Origin of the sequence: Pseudomonas sp. Pseusp88 (assembly GCF_047303955.1) — a bacterium.
Taxonomy (GTDB): Bacteria; Pseudomonadota; Gammaproteobacteria; order Pseudomonadales; family Pseudomonadaceae; genus Aquipseudomonas.
This window is the reverse complement of the sequence record NZ_JBGLYM010000023.1, coordinates 66,238-80,215: the sequence shown is the minus strand read 5'-3', so window position 1 is coordinate 80,215 and position 13,978 is coordinate 66,238. Positions and strand designations below refer to the sequence as shown.

The following is a 13,978-nucleotide window of genomic DNA, read 5'->3' as shown; positions in this document are numbered from 1 at the left end:
AAAACGTCATCTGTTCATCGCGTAAATGCCATGCCTGCTGAGTAATGTGCTCGCCAATGAGATCGATCTCAAGCGAGTGAACATGACTGATTTGAAAGAGGTTGCGCGGCTGGCAGGTGTTTCGCGGGCGACCGCCGCACGAACCTTTGCTTCCCCCGAAGTGGTGCGTCCGGCCACCCGGGAGCAAGTATTCGCCGCTGCGCGTCAGCTCGGTTTTCGGCCTAATCGCCTCGGCCGCCAGCTGCGCTTGCAAACCACCAACCTGATCGGTGTGGTGGTGCCCAATCTGCTCAACCCGGTGTTCGCCGAGCAATTCCAGGCGATGGAGCAGGCTGCACGCTTGCACGGTTACAACCTGTTGTTGGCAACCACCGATTACAGCAGCCAGCGCGAAAGTGCGGTGGTCGAAGAGTTGCTGCGCCAGAGGGTTGATGGCCTGGTCCTTACCGTGACTGATGCCCAGAGCAGTCATGTGCTGCAAAGCCTGGCCAATGAAGACACCCCTTTTGTGCTGGCTTATCACCAGCCTGACAACCCGAGCTATAGCGCCGTGTCGGTGGATAATCGCGCAGGTATGGCCCTCGCCACCCGTTATCTGCTGGACGCGGGCCATGTGCGGATCGGCATGGTTGCCGGCCCGGCCTTGCAGTCAGACCGCTCCCGACTGCGTTACGCCGGTTATTGCGATGCTATGCGTGAGGCCGGCCTCGACAGCCTGCCGGTGATCGAAATGCCCGCCCACACCCAGGCGGACTTCGCCGCAATCGAGCCGTTATTGCACGGCCCACAGGCGCCCAGTGCGCTGGTCTGCTCCAACGACTTGCTGGCGATCAGTCTGATCGCGGAACTGCGGCGCAATGGCTGGGACGTGCCCCGGCAAATCTCGATCATTGGCTTTGACGGCATCACCCTCGGTACCCAGATGCACCCGACGCTGTGCAGTGTCGTTCAGCCTATCGCGGCGCTGGCTTGCACCTTGATCGATCAACTGCTGGCGCAGATCGCTGGCGCCGCACCGGCTTCCCATTCTCTGCCTTGCCATATCCGGCCGGGCGAAAGTACCCAACCCTACGAGGAGATGCTTGATGATCCGCTTCAGTAAAACCCTGGCGGCGTTTCTGCTATGCGGCCTGGCCAGCCTGGCACAGGCCGCCGAAACGGCGATTTGCTACAACTGCCCGCCGGAGTGGGCGGACTGGGGCGCGCAGCTCAAGGCGATTGCCGACACCACTGGTGTGCAGGTCCCGCTGGACAACAAGAATTCCGGCCAGTCATTGGCGCAGTTGGTAGCCGAGCAGGCCGCGCCAGTGGCTGATGTGGTGTATTACGGCGTGACGTTTGGTTTGCAGGCGCAAAAAGCCGGGGTGGTCGGCACTTATAAACCCAAAGGCTGGGACCAGATTCCAGCTGGTTTGAAGGACCCTGAAGGTCACTGGTTTGCGATTCACTCCGGCACCCTTGGCATCATGGTTAACGTCGACGCGCTGGGTGGTTTGCCGATTCCGCAAAGCTGGGCCGACCTGCTCAAGCCCGAATATAAAGGCATGGTGGGTTATCTTGATCCGTCCAGCGCTTTCGTGGGGTACGTCTCTGCGGTGGCCATCAATCAGGCAATGGGCGGCACTCTGGACAACTTCTCGCCCGCCATCAATTACTTCCAGAAACTGGCGAAAAACTCGCCCATCGTGCCCAAGCAGACGGCTTATGCACGGGTACTGTCCGGAGAGTTGCCGATTCTGGTCGATTACGACTTCAACGCCTATAGGGCGCGTTACAAGGACCAGGCTAACGTCGCGTTCGTGATTCCCCGGGAGGGCAGTATCAGCGTGCCTTACGTGATGAGCATGGTCGGCAACGCCCCGCATCGCGCCAACGCCGAGAAGGTGCTGGATTTCGTTTTGTCCGATCAAGGCCAGGCGTTGTGGGCCAAGGCGTACCTGCGCCCCGTGCGGGCGATGAAGATGCCCGCTGACGTCGCCGCGCAGTTCCTGCCGGACAGTGACTATGCCAGGGCCGGGGTGGTCAATTACGAACATATGGCAGCGGTGCAGGAAGCCTTCTCCGCGCGTTATCTGAGTGAGGTCAAGTAAGTGACGGCCTCGGTAGTAAACGCTCGGCAATCCCGGTCGTGGCGGGCGATCGTACCGCGCTTGCGCCCGACTGCTGCCTGGGCGCTGGCGCCGGCAGCAGCGGTGCTGTTCGCATTCTGGTTATTGCCGCTGGCGCACCTGATCGTGCTGGGTGGGCAAGGCCGTGACGGCAGCGACAGCGGTTATTGGCAGGTGCTTGGCAGCGCCCAATACCTGGGCAGTCTGGCGCAGACCTGCGTTCTCGCTCTGGTGGTGACCCTTGCAGCACTGCTGGTGGGCGGCATCAGTGGCGTGTTTCTGGCTCGTCAACGCTTCTTCGGGCGCTCGGCACTGGTCGCCTTGTTAACCTTCCCGCTGGCGTTTCCCGGTGTGGTGGTCGGCTTTCTGGTGATTCTGCTGGCCGGTCGCCAGGGCTTGTTCGTCCCGCTTGGCCTTGCTCTGACGGGGGAGCGCTGGGTTTTTGCCTACTCGCTGACGGGATTGTTCATTGGCTATCTGTACTTCTCGATTCCGCGGGTGATCCTCACCGTGATGGCCGCTTGCGAAAGCCTGGACGTTAGCCTGGAAGAGGCCGCCCACTCGCTGGGGGCGGGTCATTGGCGAGTGGTCTGCGATGTCATCGTGCCTGGCCTGGCGCCGGCATTGGTCTCATGCGGGGCGATCTGTTTCGCCACATCCATGGGCGCATTCGGTACGGCCTTCACCTTGGGCACCCGTTTGAATGTGACCCCGGTGGCCATCTACAACGTGTTCACCAACTACGCCAACTTCGCCGTGGCCGCTGCGCTTTCGGTGGTGTTGGGGGCGGTGACCTGGGCCATGCTGTTATTGGCGCGGCGGCTGGTCAAACAATCGGGGACTGTCTTGTGAAGCGCTCAACGCTGTTTGTCGGGCAACTGGTTTTTACCTTGCTGATTTGCGCCTTCATGTTGGTGCCCGTGGTGATGTCGTTGCTGGCCGGGCTGACGCGCAATTACTTCGCAGGCCTGTCCAGCGGGCTCACATTCGACTGGCTGATACAGGTTTGGCAGGCTTATTCGCCAACCGTCTGGCTGTCCCTGCAACTGGCCGCAGCTTGTGCGTTATGTGTCTGCGTGATTGGCGTACCGGCGGCTTACGCGTTGGTGCGGATGAACAATCGCTTCAGCCGCGCGTTTGAAGAACTGATGGTGTTGCCCGTGGCGATGCCAGGCCTGGCCAGCGCTTTGGCGTTGCTGCTCACGTATGGTCAGTTCGGTGGGTTTCGCAGCAGCTGGTTATTCATCCTCGTCGGTCATGTGCTGTTCACGCTGCCATTTCTGGTGCGCCCGGTGATGGCAGTGATGCAACGTCAGCACCTGCCGACACTGGAGGAGGCGGCGGCCAGCCTTGGCGCCGGGCCGATCCGGCGTTTCTTCAGTGTGGTAGTGCCCAACTGCCGGGCAGGGATTCTCGCCGGGGTGTTGATGGTCGTCACGCTGTCGTTGGGTGAGTTCAACCTGACCTGGATGCTCCACACCCCGATGACCAAGACATTGCCGGTGGGCCTGGCCGACAGTTATGCCTCGGCCAGGCTGGAGGTCGCCAGCGCCTACACCCTCATATTCCTGTTGATGATCGTGCCACTGCTCATTGCGTTGCAGGCCATCAGCGCCCGTCTTTCCCGTGGAGAGAGTCGATGACCGGAACCACCATCCGCCTTGAGGGTTGCCGCAAGGCGTTCTCTGACGGCACCGTCGCTGTACATGATCTGAACCTGACCATCGAGGCCGGGGAAACCCTGGCGATTCTCGGCCCGTCCGGTTGCGGTAAAACCACCACCTTGCGCCTGATCGCCGGCCTGGAGCGCCCGGATGCCGGGCGGATATTCTTTGGTGACAGTGACGTCACACGCCTACCCATTGAGCGTCGCGACGTGGGCATGGTCTTTCAGAACTACGCGTTGTTTCCGAATCTGGATGTGGCCGGCAACATCGTTTACGGCCTGAAGATTCGTGGTCTTTCACCCGCCGAACGCAACAAGCGTTGCTCAGAGTTGTTGGAGCTGGTCGGCCTGCAGGAGCACGGCAAGCGCAGTATTCACGAGTTGTCCGGCGGTCAGCGCCAGCGGGTCGCACTGGCTCGTGCGCTGGCCCCTCGACCCAGGGTGTTGTTGCTCGACGAACCCTTGGCGGCGCTGGATGCTCAGCTGCGTGAACGCTTGCGCAGCGAGCTGGATCAATTGCTGCGTGGTTTGGGAATCACCGCCGTGTTCGTCACCCACGATCAGGGCGAAGCCATGGCACTGGGGGATCGTATCCTGGTCCTGGAGCACGGCCGGGTCGCGCAACTGGCCAGCCCGCGGGAAATCTATCAGCAGCCGGCCAACGCTTTCGTCGCCGGTTTCGTAGGCAATCTCAATGCTTTTCCGGTGATCGAGCGCACGCCCCATGGTTTGAAAGTCAGTGGCGGCGAATTACCCTGGAGTGGCGCCGATCTGCCCGCCACAGTGTATTGCCGCCCTGAGCATCTGCGGGTGATGGACAACCAGGGACATCTGCGCGGGCGTCTGGTAGGGCAATTTTTTCAGGGCGCCCAAAGTCGCCTGTTGGTGGATGTCGGCGCCGAACAGCCGCTGTTGGTAGACAGCGCCGATGGCATCATTCACGCGCCTGGCGCGCTGATTGCCCTGGCCATCGCGCCGCAAGTGCTGTTCACCCTACATTCGTGATGCTTTTGTTTTCAGAGACTTTATTTTGGACCTTCCGTTTCTCATTGCGCAGATCAGCGATCTGCACCTTAAAGCCGGTGAAAGACTGACTTACGGCGTCGTCGACACCCTTGGCGCGTTGCGACGTGCTGTCGATCATTTGAATGCCAGCCATCCGCGCCCTGACGTCGTGGTAATCAGCGGCGACCTGGTGGACTTCGGTCGTCCTGATGAATATGCCGTGCTGCATCCCGAGCTGGCGCGTCTGCACATGCCTTATTACCTCGTGCCCGGCAACCACGACAATCGCGAACATTTACTGGCGGCATTTGCCGATCATGTCTACCTGCCGATATCGGCGAACGCACCGCTGGATTGGGTGGTCGAGGAGCATCCGGTGCGCCTGATCGGTCTGGACACGACGATCCCCGGCGCCCACGGCGGTCAGTTGCTGGACAGCCAATTGCTGTGGCTCGATAAGCAACTGGCGCATCGTCCCGATGTGCCGACGTTATTGGTTCTGCATCACCCGCCGTTTATCAGCGGTATTGGTCATATGGACCGCGAGTCGTTCATCAATGCATCGGCGCTGGAACAGGTCATTGCCCGCCATCCCCAGGTGGAACGCTTGCTGTGCGGGCATTTGCACCGACCGATGCAGCGCCGTTTCGGCGGCAGCTTGAGTTGCGTCTGCCCCGGTACCTCTCATCAAATCGTGCTGGATCTGCAACAAACCGCCCCGGCGCATTTCAATCTGGAACCGGCCGGGTATCTGCTGCATCGCTGGCAAGTGCAGCAGGGGATGGTGACCCATAACGCCGTGTTTGGCGAGTATCCCGGACCCTATCCGTTTTACGATGCTCATGGCTTGATCGACTGACGGCACAGGGACTTTTCGAGACGTTTGACGAAGTACTTCGGAGGTTTTAACCCATAGCATTCTCTGCATAGCGTTGAAGGTTTTATTGAATATTCGTTAATGCCTTGGTCAATCGTCTGATTGGCCGAGTGCTTCCTGCTGCCTTTTTCATGTGCCCGGAACATAGGTTCCGCGCTGGAGTTCGTCCTGATGAAAGCCACGTTTAACGCATTAAGTTTTTTGACCGGTAGTCTGAGTATTGCCATGAGTCCATTGGCCTCTGCTGATTTCCTTAATGACAGCAAAGCCAATTTGAATTTGCGCAACTTCTACTTCAATAATGATAACCGTGATGGGGCTGCCGCGCCTTCGAAGACCGAAGAGTGGGGGCAGGCCTTTATGCTCAATTATCAATCCGGGTTTACCGACGGCACCGTAGGATTCGGCCTGGATGCTATTGGCCTGCTGGGTTTGAAGCTCGACAGCGGCGCGGGTCGTCATGTCGGCAGTTCGATGTTCCCCAATGACGGTGACAAGGCTGCGGACCAATCGGCTCGTGTGGGGGCGACTGCCAAGATGCGCTTTTCGAAGACAGAGCTGCGTTATGGGACCTTACAACCGAAGTTGCCGATTCTGATCTCCAATGATGGTCGTCTGTTACCTCAAACTTTCGAGGGCGGGCAAGTCACCAGTAATGAAATCGATAACCTGACCATCACTGGCGGCCAGCTTGAACATGCTACCGGACGTGCTTCCACCGATAGCGCAGGTCTGGCCGTTGCGGGCGGCACTCGGGAAAGCAATAAATTTACCTTTGCCGGTGGCGATTACAAACTGACCAAGGACCTGACCGTTCAGTATTACTACGCCAATCTCGAAGACTATTATCAGCAGCACTTCGCCGGTTTGCTGCATGTGTTGCCGCTCGCTGAATACGGTTCGTTGAAAACCGATCTGCGTTATTTCAAGACCACGTCCGATGGCAAGAACAGCAGTGCCGCCGGTCGCGCCGATGGTTACAAGTTCGGCGGGTACACCAAAGGCGGTAGTGGTGAAATCGACAACGATACCTGGAGCGCTGCGTTCATTTATTCGCTGGGCGGTCATGCCATTACCGCTGGTTATCAAAGCGTTTCCGATGACAGCAACTTTGCGCAACTCAATCAGGGTGGGCTGGTCGGCAAAGGCGAGGCGGGTGCCAGTCTCTATCTTTACACCGACCGTACCATTCAGACCTTCATCCAGGCGGGTGAGCGGACCGCATTCGCGCAGTATGCCTACGATTTCGCGGCCCTGGGTGTTCCAGGCTTGAAGGCCTCGGTGATGTACCTCAAGGGCGACAATATCAAGACTGCCAGCGGCAAGGACGCAGGCGAATGGGAGCGCGATATCTCGCTGGACTATGTGATCCAGAGCGGTGCGTTGAAGAACGTCGGTTTTGGCTGGCGCAACGGGATGTCGCGAAGTGATATCGCCCGCGACCAGGACCAGAATCGCCTGATTGTGAGCTATACAATTCCGTTGATGTAAGGCGTAAAGGTTACTGGCGAAACTCAGAGTTGGCGCGCAGTTAACCCTTGGCGGGATGGGAACTCATTGCGGGAGTGAATTCATTCGCGAACAGACCGGTACATCCGACGCATGTGTATCGATTGAAATACTGTTTTCGCGAATCAGTTCGCTCCCACAAACCTGTCATTTATTCGGCTGGTCATGTTGGGTTTGATAAGTGCCCTCATGCCATGCTGACCGAACGCCACGCTGCATTACCCAACATCTCCCGATAGTGCGCAGGGCTGTTCCTGACCCGCTGGGAGAGCCACGCCCGCGAGTAGTTTTCCGCTTGGCCAATGATCAGCGACAGCAGCAGTTCGGCAGGAATATGGCTGAACTGTTCGCTGCGCCCCTCTGCCCGCATCCAGTCGAACAGTGTCTTGTTGCGCTGTTTGTTGCGTTCACTCAGTTCTTCCTTGAACGGCCCGCTGGCGACGGCGAAACGTCCCTGCAGGACAAACCGTGCCCATTCTGGTTGCCCGTCAACCCAATCGACATAGCTATGCACCAGGGCCAGCACCCCGGTTTCGGCGGTGGTGGCCTGCTCCAGGTAGCTGTCGCGCAGCGCGGCCTGATCGTCCAGCGCCGCGAAGAACAAGGCAGCGACCAGGCCTTCCTTGTTGCCGAAGTGGTGATAGATAGCACCTACGCTGGTTTCGCATTCGGCGCGAATCGCCTCAATGGTCGTCGCTTCGATGCCGACTGCATTGAAGCAGGACAGTGCGGTGCGCAGGATGCTGCGTTTGAGCTCGCTGCGTCTTCCAGGGTAGGTACGTTCAAGCAGGTCGGACGAGGGCATGGGCGTTGGCCAAAAAATGGAAAGCTTACCGGTTGAGGAAAAACCTTGGCAGGGCAGCTTGACAGTTTTTTCAAATAAAGAATATTGTTCCGTTACAGAATAATATTCTGTATTCGGCCAACCCACACAAAAGGACATTCCCATGAGTCAGTTTCTTGAGCTGTTCAATAGCGTCGGTCCCACAGCATTCAGCAAGATGGCCTGCCAGGTGGCGCCGTATTTCAGCACCATCAACCCCGAGGTCAGCGAGCTGACCCCCGGGCATGCGGTAGTGCTCGTGCCGTTTCGCAAGGAAATCACCAACCATCTGGCATCGGTCCATGCGATTGCCCTGTGTAACGCGGCCGAGCTGGCGGGCGGAGTGATGACCGACGTGTCGATCCCGGCCGGGGGCAAATGGATTCCCAAGGGCATGACCGTGGAATATCTGGCCAAGGCCAAGAGCAGCATCCGCGCCGTGGCCGACGGTAGTGCGATTGACTGGGCCAGCGGTGGCGACAAGCTGGTGCCGGTGGATATCTTCGATGAGGGCGGGGTTAAGATATTTACGGCGCGGATTACCATGAATGTGAAGTTGGGGTGATCTCTGCCTGTTGCGGGACCGGTTTTAGCCCGGAAGGCTCATGTATGATCGATGTATTTCCATCGCCTGGCATATTGTCTTCCCGGCTGAAGCCGGTCCCACAGGAAAGCCGCTCCCCATGACTCAACCACAACCGGATCTGACCGCCCGCGAGGTCTATCAGTTACTCAAGGACCTCGCCCTGGGCGTACGCCAGCTGCGAGCTGTCAGCACAACTGTCGACGGTGCATTGAGCGTCGATATCGATGGCTGGCAGTTGCTGCTGGGGCTTGATGGTCAGGGCCTCGATCACTGCACCAAATGCCGGGCCGAGGACGGGCGAGTGGCAACCCAGATAGATGCCTGGCCGCGTTTTGGCACCGATCCGGTCAGCTTTCTGAGCGTGTGGGAGCGGGCGCAACTGGAGCAGCTATTCAGCAGGCAGCGCCTGTCCGATGCTGAAACGGCAACCGGCATCCCTGCCTTCACCACTGCGCGCCTGTTGCTCACTCCGTTGGAGGCGTCGGATGCGCCCGCAATCCAGAAGCTCTTTCCTCAATGGGACATCGTGCGCTATCTCGACAGTCGTGTGCCCTGGCCCTATCCGGAAGATGGTGCGATGCGTTATTTGCGGGATCAGGCCCTGCCAGCCATAGCACAAGGCAAGGAGTGGCACTGGATGATCAGTCTGGCGTCCGTGCCCGAGCAGCGCATCGGCAGCATCTGTCTGTACGACCAGCCCGGCAACCATCGCGGCTTCTGGCTGGCCCCGCAGTGGCAGGGACAGGGTTACATGCGAGAAGCGTGCGAGGTGATCAATCATTACTGGTTTGTGACCCTGGATCGTGACGTCATGCAGGTGCCCAAGGCGGTGGGCAACAGCGCCTCACGACGAATTTCAGAGCGCGAAGGTATGCGCTTGATCGGCACGTCTGCTGGTGATTTTGTCGGCGGACGCTTCGACAAGGAAACCTGGGAGTTGCGTCGCGATACCTGGCTTCAGCAGCGCCGCGCAAACTCCTCCATCAACGCCGGATAATCCTGCGGATCAGGCAAGCGTTGATAGCTGCGGGTCGCTCCGGTCGTCACCCAAGACAGCTTCTCTACGGTCCAGGTCTCCATCAGCGGTGAGTACTGTTCGGGATTATCCAGCAGGGTGCTGCGCACATTGACGAAGGCATCGACACCAGCGGGCCGGGTAAACAGCCAGCTCATGCAGTGCCGGCAGAAATAGTGACGGGTCTCACCCTGCAGGCCGCCGACCACCGGATCACCTTGGGTCACCCTGAAGCTCTCGGCCGGGAAGAGCGCACTCAGGGAGAAGGCGCTGGCGGACATTTTCTGGCAGCCGACGCAATGACAGGCCATGGTAACCACCGGCCGGGCGTTGAGGGCGAAGGTCACCTGACCGCAGCGGCAGGCCCCTTGCGTGGTAAATACGTTGTTCATAAACACCTCATTTCAACGAGCGGCGGCCAAGGCCTGCATGAATGCCTCGGGCGTCGGGCTTTCGGGCCAGATGGGTACGCCTTGGGGCAGGTCCAGCCAGGGTTGTTTGTGCCGGGTCCAGATATGCGCAATGGGCGTCAGCTGCGGGCTGTTGTCCAGAGTTGCTGCACGCACCACCCACAGACCCGGCGCTGCCGAGGTGGTGTTGTAGATCCGCGTATGGCAGGTGCCGCACAGGAAGTGACGGGCATGCTGGCCATTCTCTTCGTAGGCATATTCAACCAGCGGGCCGCTGAGATACAGGGCGCCCTCGGGCAGCAGGCTGTGCAGGGCGAAACTGCTGCCGCTCCAGGTCTGGCAGTCGCGGCAGTGGCAGGCATATACCGCGATGGGGACGTCGCTGGCCAGGCTGTAGGTGATGGCGGCGCAACGGCATTTGCCGGTCAATGTCATGGCGAGGGTTCCTGGATGGCTGTGCAAGTGCGGCAAAGCATGGGACAGTTTCGGTTGGATTAAAATTGCCTGAAACAACCCACCGGCTCATAGGAAATGTATGAACCCCCCTCAATTGCAATGGGAGACCCAGCGGGCTTTCCTCGCCGTACTGCGTACTGGCAGCCTTTCCGGAGCGGCGCGCCTGCTCGGTATTGCCCAGGCCACGGCCCGCAGGCGTATCGAGGCGCTGGAGCAGAGTGTCGGGGTCAGTCTGTTCATTCGTTCGCCAGCCGGCTTGCTGCCCACTGATATGGCCCGGGAATTGATCGGCCATGTCGAGTCCATGGCCCTGGCCGCCGAGGCTTTTACCCGTGCGGCATCCGCCGAGTCCGGATTGTCGGCAGGCACCGTGCGCATCACCTGCGGCCGCTTGATGGGGATCGAAGTGTTGCCGTCGATGTTGCGCGGGATCCGCAGCCAGCACCCACAACTGGCCCTTGAACTCAGTGTTTCAAATCGTCTTGAGGCGCTGGCGTTGCAGGAGGCTGATGTGGCGATACGCATTCGTCGACCCACCGAAGCCGCCGTGGTGACGCGTCACGTTGGCGATTTGCAGGTGGGCCTGTACGCCAGCGGGGATTTGCTTGAGCAATTTGGCGCGCCGAGCGGGGCCGAGGACCTGCGCCGATATCCATTGATCGGACCCGACCGCAATCTCAAGGAGATAGAGTTTCTTGGCCAGCAGGGTTTCGCCTGTGCGTCACCACAGACGCTGATCCGCACCGACGATCACCTGGCCCAGTTCGCCGCACTGCGGGCAGGGCTGGGGATTGGCGTATGTTCCAGGCAGTTGGCGCAGCAGCACGGTCTGGTCCGGGTGTTGCCGGACCAGGTCGATTTTGCCGTGGATGTGTGGATCGCCATGCACCAGGACGTGCGCCGCGTGCGACGTATCGCGTTGGTGTTCGATGCTTTGGCGCAGTCTCTGGGCCGGTTTCTCGCCAGCCCCTGATGATCAGCCTTTCTCTGCCTCGGGCAGCTTGGCGATGACCTTGATTTCGAAGTCAAAGCCGTACAGCCAGGTCACGCCCACCGCCGTCACGGTGGGGTGTGGTGCCTCGCCCCAGAATTCCTGCACCACGCTCCAGATCTGCTCGAACCGGGTCTGTGGGTCGACAATAAACACCGTGACATCGATGACGTTGTCGAAGGTGCAGTCAGCCTCGATGAGGATGGCGCTGAGATTGGTAAATGCCCGGCGCACCTGCTGCACAAGGTCCGGCTCCGGCGAGCCGTCCTCGCGGCTGCCCACTTGCCCGGACACAAACAGAAAACCATTGCTGCGGATGGCTGGTGAATAGCGATTGCGCTCGTACAAGGCCTGGCGCCCCGGTGGAAAAACCACGTCGCGATGAGTCATGTGCTGCCTCCATTGGCAGGCCGGTTGCGGCCCGCAATTAACGATAGAGAGACTGTAGGGGCTTGCCTGGGCGGGATAAACGAGCAACTGTAGCCATCACTGTTTGTAAATCCCAAACAATCGAGGCGGGAATGGATCGTTTTGATGCAATGCAGGCCTTTGCCCGGGTTGTCGAAACCGGCAGTTTCACCAAGGCCGCCGACACCCTGCACATGAGCAAGACCACGGTGACGCAACTGGTCCAGCAACTGGAAGCGCGCCTGCGGGTGCGCCTGCTCAATCGCACTACACGCAAGGTCAATGTCACCGCCGATGGTGCCGTCTACTACGAGCGTGTGGTGCGCTTGATGGCGGATCTGGACGATGCCGAGACCAGCCTGTCCGCTGCCGCAGCACTGCCCCGGGGCCGTTTGCGGGTAGACGTGCCCAGCCCCCTGGCGCGGATGATTCTGATGCCGGCGTTGCCGGAGTTTCATGCCCGCTACCCGGATATCCAGCTGGATATGGGCGTCAGCGACCGCATGGTCGATCTGATCGGCGAGAACGTCGATTGCGTGGTGCGTGGCGGTGAAATCACCGATCAGTCACTGATGGCCCGGCGTATCGGTGACCTGCAACTGAGGGTGTACGCAGCGCCCGCTTATCTGCAACGGGCCGGTACGCCGCTGCATCCGCGCGAGCTGGAAGACTCCCATCACCGCATCGTCGGCTACCTCTGGGCCCGCACCGGCAAGGCGCTGCCCTATGCCATGCAGCGCAACGGCGAAAGCCTGAATATTCATGGGCGGCACATACTGGCGGTGGACGATGGTAATGCCTATCTGGCGGCAGGGCTGGCCGGGATGGGCGTGCTTTGGCTGCCGGACTACATGGCCCGGGAGCATCTGGCACGGGGTGAGTTGGTGGCGTTGTTCGAGGATTGGCAGCTGGAGTCGATGCCGCTGTACGTGGCGTTCCCGCCCAATCGGCATATCAGCCTCAAGCTGCGGGTGTTTATTGAGTGGATCGCCGGGTTGATGGCGGTGCATGGGCCGGTTGTCGAGCCTGGGCATGCCTGATGGTGAAGCACCACCTGAATGGCTTGGGAGCGAATTCATCCGCGAAGGGGCTGCTCTGGCTTTACAGCAAACATAGAATCTTCCACAAAACAGAGTCATTCAGAGGGAGTATTGTTCTCATTGGCCTTGATGAAATCAATAAACGCCCGCAACGGCGATGGCAGGTAGCGGCGGCCCGGATAGTAGAGAAACGGCCCGCTGAAGCTCAGTTGCCAGGGTTGCAGCACGGCTTCCAGGGCGCCGCTGTCCAGGTATGGCTGCAACCAGTCTTCGAACAGAAAGACAATCCCCAGGCCATCCACTGCCGCCTGCACCGCCAGGTCCATGGCTCCACCGATGCGCACGGTCAGGGGGCCGCCCGGGTCGACCTTGACCGTCTCGCCGTCACGCTCATATTCCCACAACGGGGTGGAACCGCTGGGAAACTTGCCGCGCAGGCAGGCGTGCTGGAGCAGATCGCGAGGATGCTCGGGGCGACCCCGGGCGTTGAGGTAGGCGGGGGAGGCGGCGGTGGTAAAGCGTTGCGTTCTCGGGCCTATAGGGACGGCAATCATGTCCTGCTCAAGGCGTTCGTCGTAACGGATACCGGCATCGCAACCGGCGGCGAGCATATCGACGAAGCTCTCCTCGGTAACAATTTCCAGGCGGATATCAGGGTAGGTGTTAAGGAACGGTGTGATGATCGATGGCAGTACCAGGCGTGCGGCGCTGACCGGCACATTCAGCCTCAGGGTGCCCGAGGGCCGATCCCGAAAGTCGTTGACCACATCCAGTGCAGCCTCGACTTCACCCAAGGCCGGCACGATACGCTCCATCAGCCGCGCCCCGGCTTGCGTCGGAGCAACGCTGCGGGTGGTGCGGTTAAGCAGCCGTACGCCCAGGCGCGCTTCCATGCGCCGCACGGCGTCACTGAGACTGGATGCCGATTTGCCGCTCACCCGTGAGCCTTCGCGAAAACCACCGGCATTGACCACGGCCACGAAGGCCAGCAAATCCTGAATATCTGTCGCCATTGTTCGCTATCCCGTACGACCTGTGCCGATTGCACTTGATTATCAAGGCAATGGTCAAGACCTATAGTGGG

Annotated in this window: 16 protein-coding genes; 11 read left to right on the top strand and 5 right to left on the bottom strand. The window is 59.9% G+C overall.

Annotated elements, in window-relative coordinates:
• Positions 1-82: 82 nt before the first annotated feature.
• The 7 genes from ACCD02_RS23725 (at position 83) to ACCD02_RS23695 (ending at position 7,147) form a co-directional block, all read left to right on the top strand.
• Complete coding sequence (locus tag ACCD02_RS23725; RefSeq protein WP_413307335.1) at positions 83-1,102, top strand: LacI family DNA-binding transcriptional regulator; 1,020 nt, start codon at positions 83-85, stop codon at positions 1,100-1,102.
• Entirely contained in the window at positions 1,086-2,090 is a 1,005-nt protein-coding gene (locus ACCD02_RS23720; RefSeq protein ID WP_413307333.1) for an ABC transporter substrate-binding protein, read from the top strand. The genes ACCD02_RS23725 and ACCD02_RS23720 overlap by 17 nt, the downstream gene beginning before the upstream one ends.
• Positions 2,091-2,960, top strand: coding sequence for an ABC transporter permease (locus ACCD02_RS23715; protein WP_413307331.1), 870 nt, complete (start codon positions 2,091-2,093; stop codon positions 2,958-2,960). It abuts the gene before it with no gap.
• A complete protein-coding gene (locus ACCD02_RS23710) occupies positions 2,957-3,751 on the top strand; it encodes an ABC transporter permease (RefSeq protein WP_413307329.1) in 795 nt (264 codons plus the stop codon). Before ACCD02_RS23715 ends, ACCD02_RS23710 begins: the two co-directional genes overlap by 4 nt.
• Complete coding sequence (locus ACCD02_RS23705; protein ID WP_413307326.1) at positions 3,748-4,779, top strand: ABC transporter ATP-binding protein; 1,032 nt, start codon at positions 3,748-3,750, stop codon at positions 4,777-4,779. The genes ACCD02_RS23710 and ACCD02_RS23705 overlap by 4 nt, the downstream gene beginning before the upstream one ends.
• A gap of 25 nt (positions 4,780-4,804) precedes the next feature.
• A complete protein-coding gene (locus tag ACCD02_RS23700; protein ID WP_413307323.1) occupies positions 4,805-5,638 on the top strand; it encodes a phosphodiesterase in 834 nt (277 codons plus the stop codon).
• Between the two features lie 189 nt (positions 5,639-5,827).
• Complete coding sequence (locus ACCD02_RS23695) at positions 5,828-7,147, top strand: OprD family porin (RefSeq protein WP_413307322.1); 1,320 nt, start codon at positions 5,828-5,830, stop codon at positions 7,145-7,147.
• A gap of 205 nt (positions 7,148-7,352) precedes the next feature.
• Here the strand turns inward: ACCD02_RS23695 and ACCD02_RS23690 are convergent, their stop codons facing one another.
• Positions 7,353-7,970, bottom strand: coding sequence for a TetR/AcrR family transcriptional regulator (locus ACCD02_RS23690; protein WP_413307319.1), 618 nt, complete (start codon positions 7,968-7,970; stop codon positions 7,353-7,355).
• Between the two features lie 142 nt (positions 7,971-8,112).
• Between ACCD02_RS23690 and ACCD02_RS23685 the strand changes: the two genes are divergently transcribed.
• Together ACCD02_RS23685 and ACCD02_RS23680 are read left to right on the top strand one after the other, a co-directional pair.
• Complete coding sequence (locus tag ACCD02_RS23685) at positions 8,113-8,553, top strand: hotdog fold domain-containing protein (protein ID WP_413307316.1); 441 nt, start codon at positions 8,113-8,115, stop codon at positions 8,551-8,553.
• A 454-nt stretch (positions 8,554-9,007) separates the two neighbouring features.
• On the top strand, positions 9,008-9,571 hold the full coding sequence (locus tag ACCD02_RS23680; protein ID WP_413307428.1) for a GNAT family N-acetyltransferase: 564 nt from the start codon (positions 9,008-9,010) through the stop codon (positions 9,569-9,571).
• Here ACCD02_RS23680 and ACCD02_RS23675 read toward each other — a convergent pair.
• Together ACCD02_RS23675 and ACCD02_RS23670 are read right to left on the bottom strand one after the other, a co-directional pair.
• Positions 9,532-9,981 (bottom strand): GFA family protein, encoded by a 450-nt coding sequence (locus tag ACCD02_RS23675; RefSeq protein ID WP_413307314.1) that lies wholly within the window; start codon positions 9,979-9,981, stop codon positions 9,532-9,534. The two genes, ACCD02_RS23680 and ACCD02_RS23675, sit on opposite strands and share 40 nt — an antisense overlap.
• Positions 9,982-9,993: 12 nt before the next feature.
• Positions 9,994-10,434 (bottom strand): GFA family protein, encoded by a 441-nt coding sequence (locus tag ACCD02_RS23670; RefSeq protein ID WP_413307311.1) that lies wholly within the window; start codon positions 10,432-10,434, stop codon positions 9,994-9,996.
• A gap of 100 nt (positions 10,435-10,534) precedes the next feature.
• Between ACCD02_RS23670 and ACCD02_RS23665 the strand changes: the two genes are divergently transcribed.
• Positions 10,535-11,428, top strand: a complete 894-nt coding sequence (locus ACCD02_RS23665; protein WP_413307308.1) for a LysR family transcriptional regulator — start codon at positions 10,535-10,537, stop codon at positions 11,426-11,428.
• A 3-nt stretch (positions 11,429-11,431) separates the two neighbouring features.
• On the opposite strand, the gene ACCD02_RS23660 is transcribed toward ACCD02_RS23665, so the two are convergent.
• Positions 11,432-11,836: a RidA family protein gene (locus ACCD02_RS23660; protein ID WP_413307305.1), complete on the bottom strand. Its 405-nt coding sequence runs from the start codon at positions 11,834-11,836 to the stop codon at positions 11,432-11,434.
• A gap of 131 nt (positions 11,837-11,967) precedes the next feature.
• Between ACCD02_RS23660 and ACCD02_RS23655 the strand changes: the two genes are divergently transcribed.
• Entirely contained in the window at positions 11,968-12,894 is a 927-nt protein-coding gene (locus ACCD02_RS23655; RefSeq protein ID WP_413307302.1) for a LysR substrate-binding domain-containing protein, read from the top strand.
• A gap of 95 nt (positions 12,895-12,989) precedes the next feature.
• On the opposite strand, the gene ACCD02_RS23650 is transcribed toward ACCD02_RS23655, so the two are convergent.
• Positions 12,990-13,907, bottom strand: a complete 918-nt coding sequence (locus ACCD02_RS23650; RefSeq protein WP_413307299.1) for a LysR family transcriptional regulator — start codon at positions 13,905-13,907, stop codon at positions 12,990-12,992.
• Between the last annotated feature and the right edge of the window lie 71 nt (positions 13,908-13,978).

Excerpts from the sequence above, each read along its gene's own strand:
- ACCD02_RS23665 (WP_413307308.1), top strand. The coding sequence starts at position 10,535 with ATGAACCCCCCTCAATTGCAATGGGAGACCCAGCGGGCTTTCCTCGCC.
- ACCD02_RS23660 (WP_413307305.1), bottom strand. The coding sequence starts at position 11,836 with ATGACTCATCGCGACGTGGTTTTTCCACCGGGGCGCCAGGCCTTGTAC.
- ACCD02_RS23725 (WP_413307335.1), top strand. The coding sequence starts at position 83 with ATGACTGATTTGAAAGAGGTTGCGCGGCTGGCAGGTGTTTCGCGGGCG.
- ACCD02_RS23690 (WP_413307319.1), bottom strand. The coding sequence starts at position 7,970 with ATGCCCTCGTCCGACCTGCTTGAACGTACCTACCCTGGAAGACGCAGC.
- ACCD02_RS23650 (WP_413307299.1), bottom strand. The coding sequence starts at position 13,907 with ATGGCGACAGATATTCAGGATTTGCTGGCCTTCGTGGCCGTGGTCAAT.
- ACCD02_RS23655 (WP_413307302.1), top strand. The coding sequence starts at position 11,968 with ATGGATCGTTTTGATGCAATGCAGGCCTTTGCCCGGGTTGTCGAAACC.
- ACCD02_RS23695 (WP_413307322.1), top strand. The coding sequence starts at position 5,828 with ATGAAAGCCACGTTTAACGCATTAAGTTTTTTGACCGGTAGTCTGAGT.
- ACCD02_RS23675 (WP_413307314.1), bottom strand. The coding sequence starts at position 9,981 with ATGAACAACGTATTTACCACGCAAGGGGCCTGCCGCTGCGGTCAGGTG.
- ACCD02_RS23685 (WP_413307316.1), top strand. The coding sequence starts at position 8,113 with ATGAGTCAGTTTCTTGAGCTGTTCAATAGCGTCGGTCCCACAGCATTC.
- ACCD02_RS23705 (WP_413307326.1), top strand. The coding sequence starts at position 3,748 with ATGACCGGAACCACCATCCGCCTTGAGGGTTGCCGCAAGGCGTTCTCT.
- ACCD02_RS23670 (WP_413307311.1), bottom strand. The coding sequence starts at position 10,434 with ATGACATTGACCGGCAAATGCCGTTGCGCCGCCATCACCTACAGCCTG.
- ACCD02_RS23720 (WP_413307333.1), top strand. The coding sequence starts at position 1,086 with ATGATCCGCTTCAGTAAAACCCTGGCGGCGTTTCTGCTATGCGGCCTG.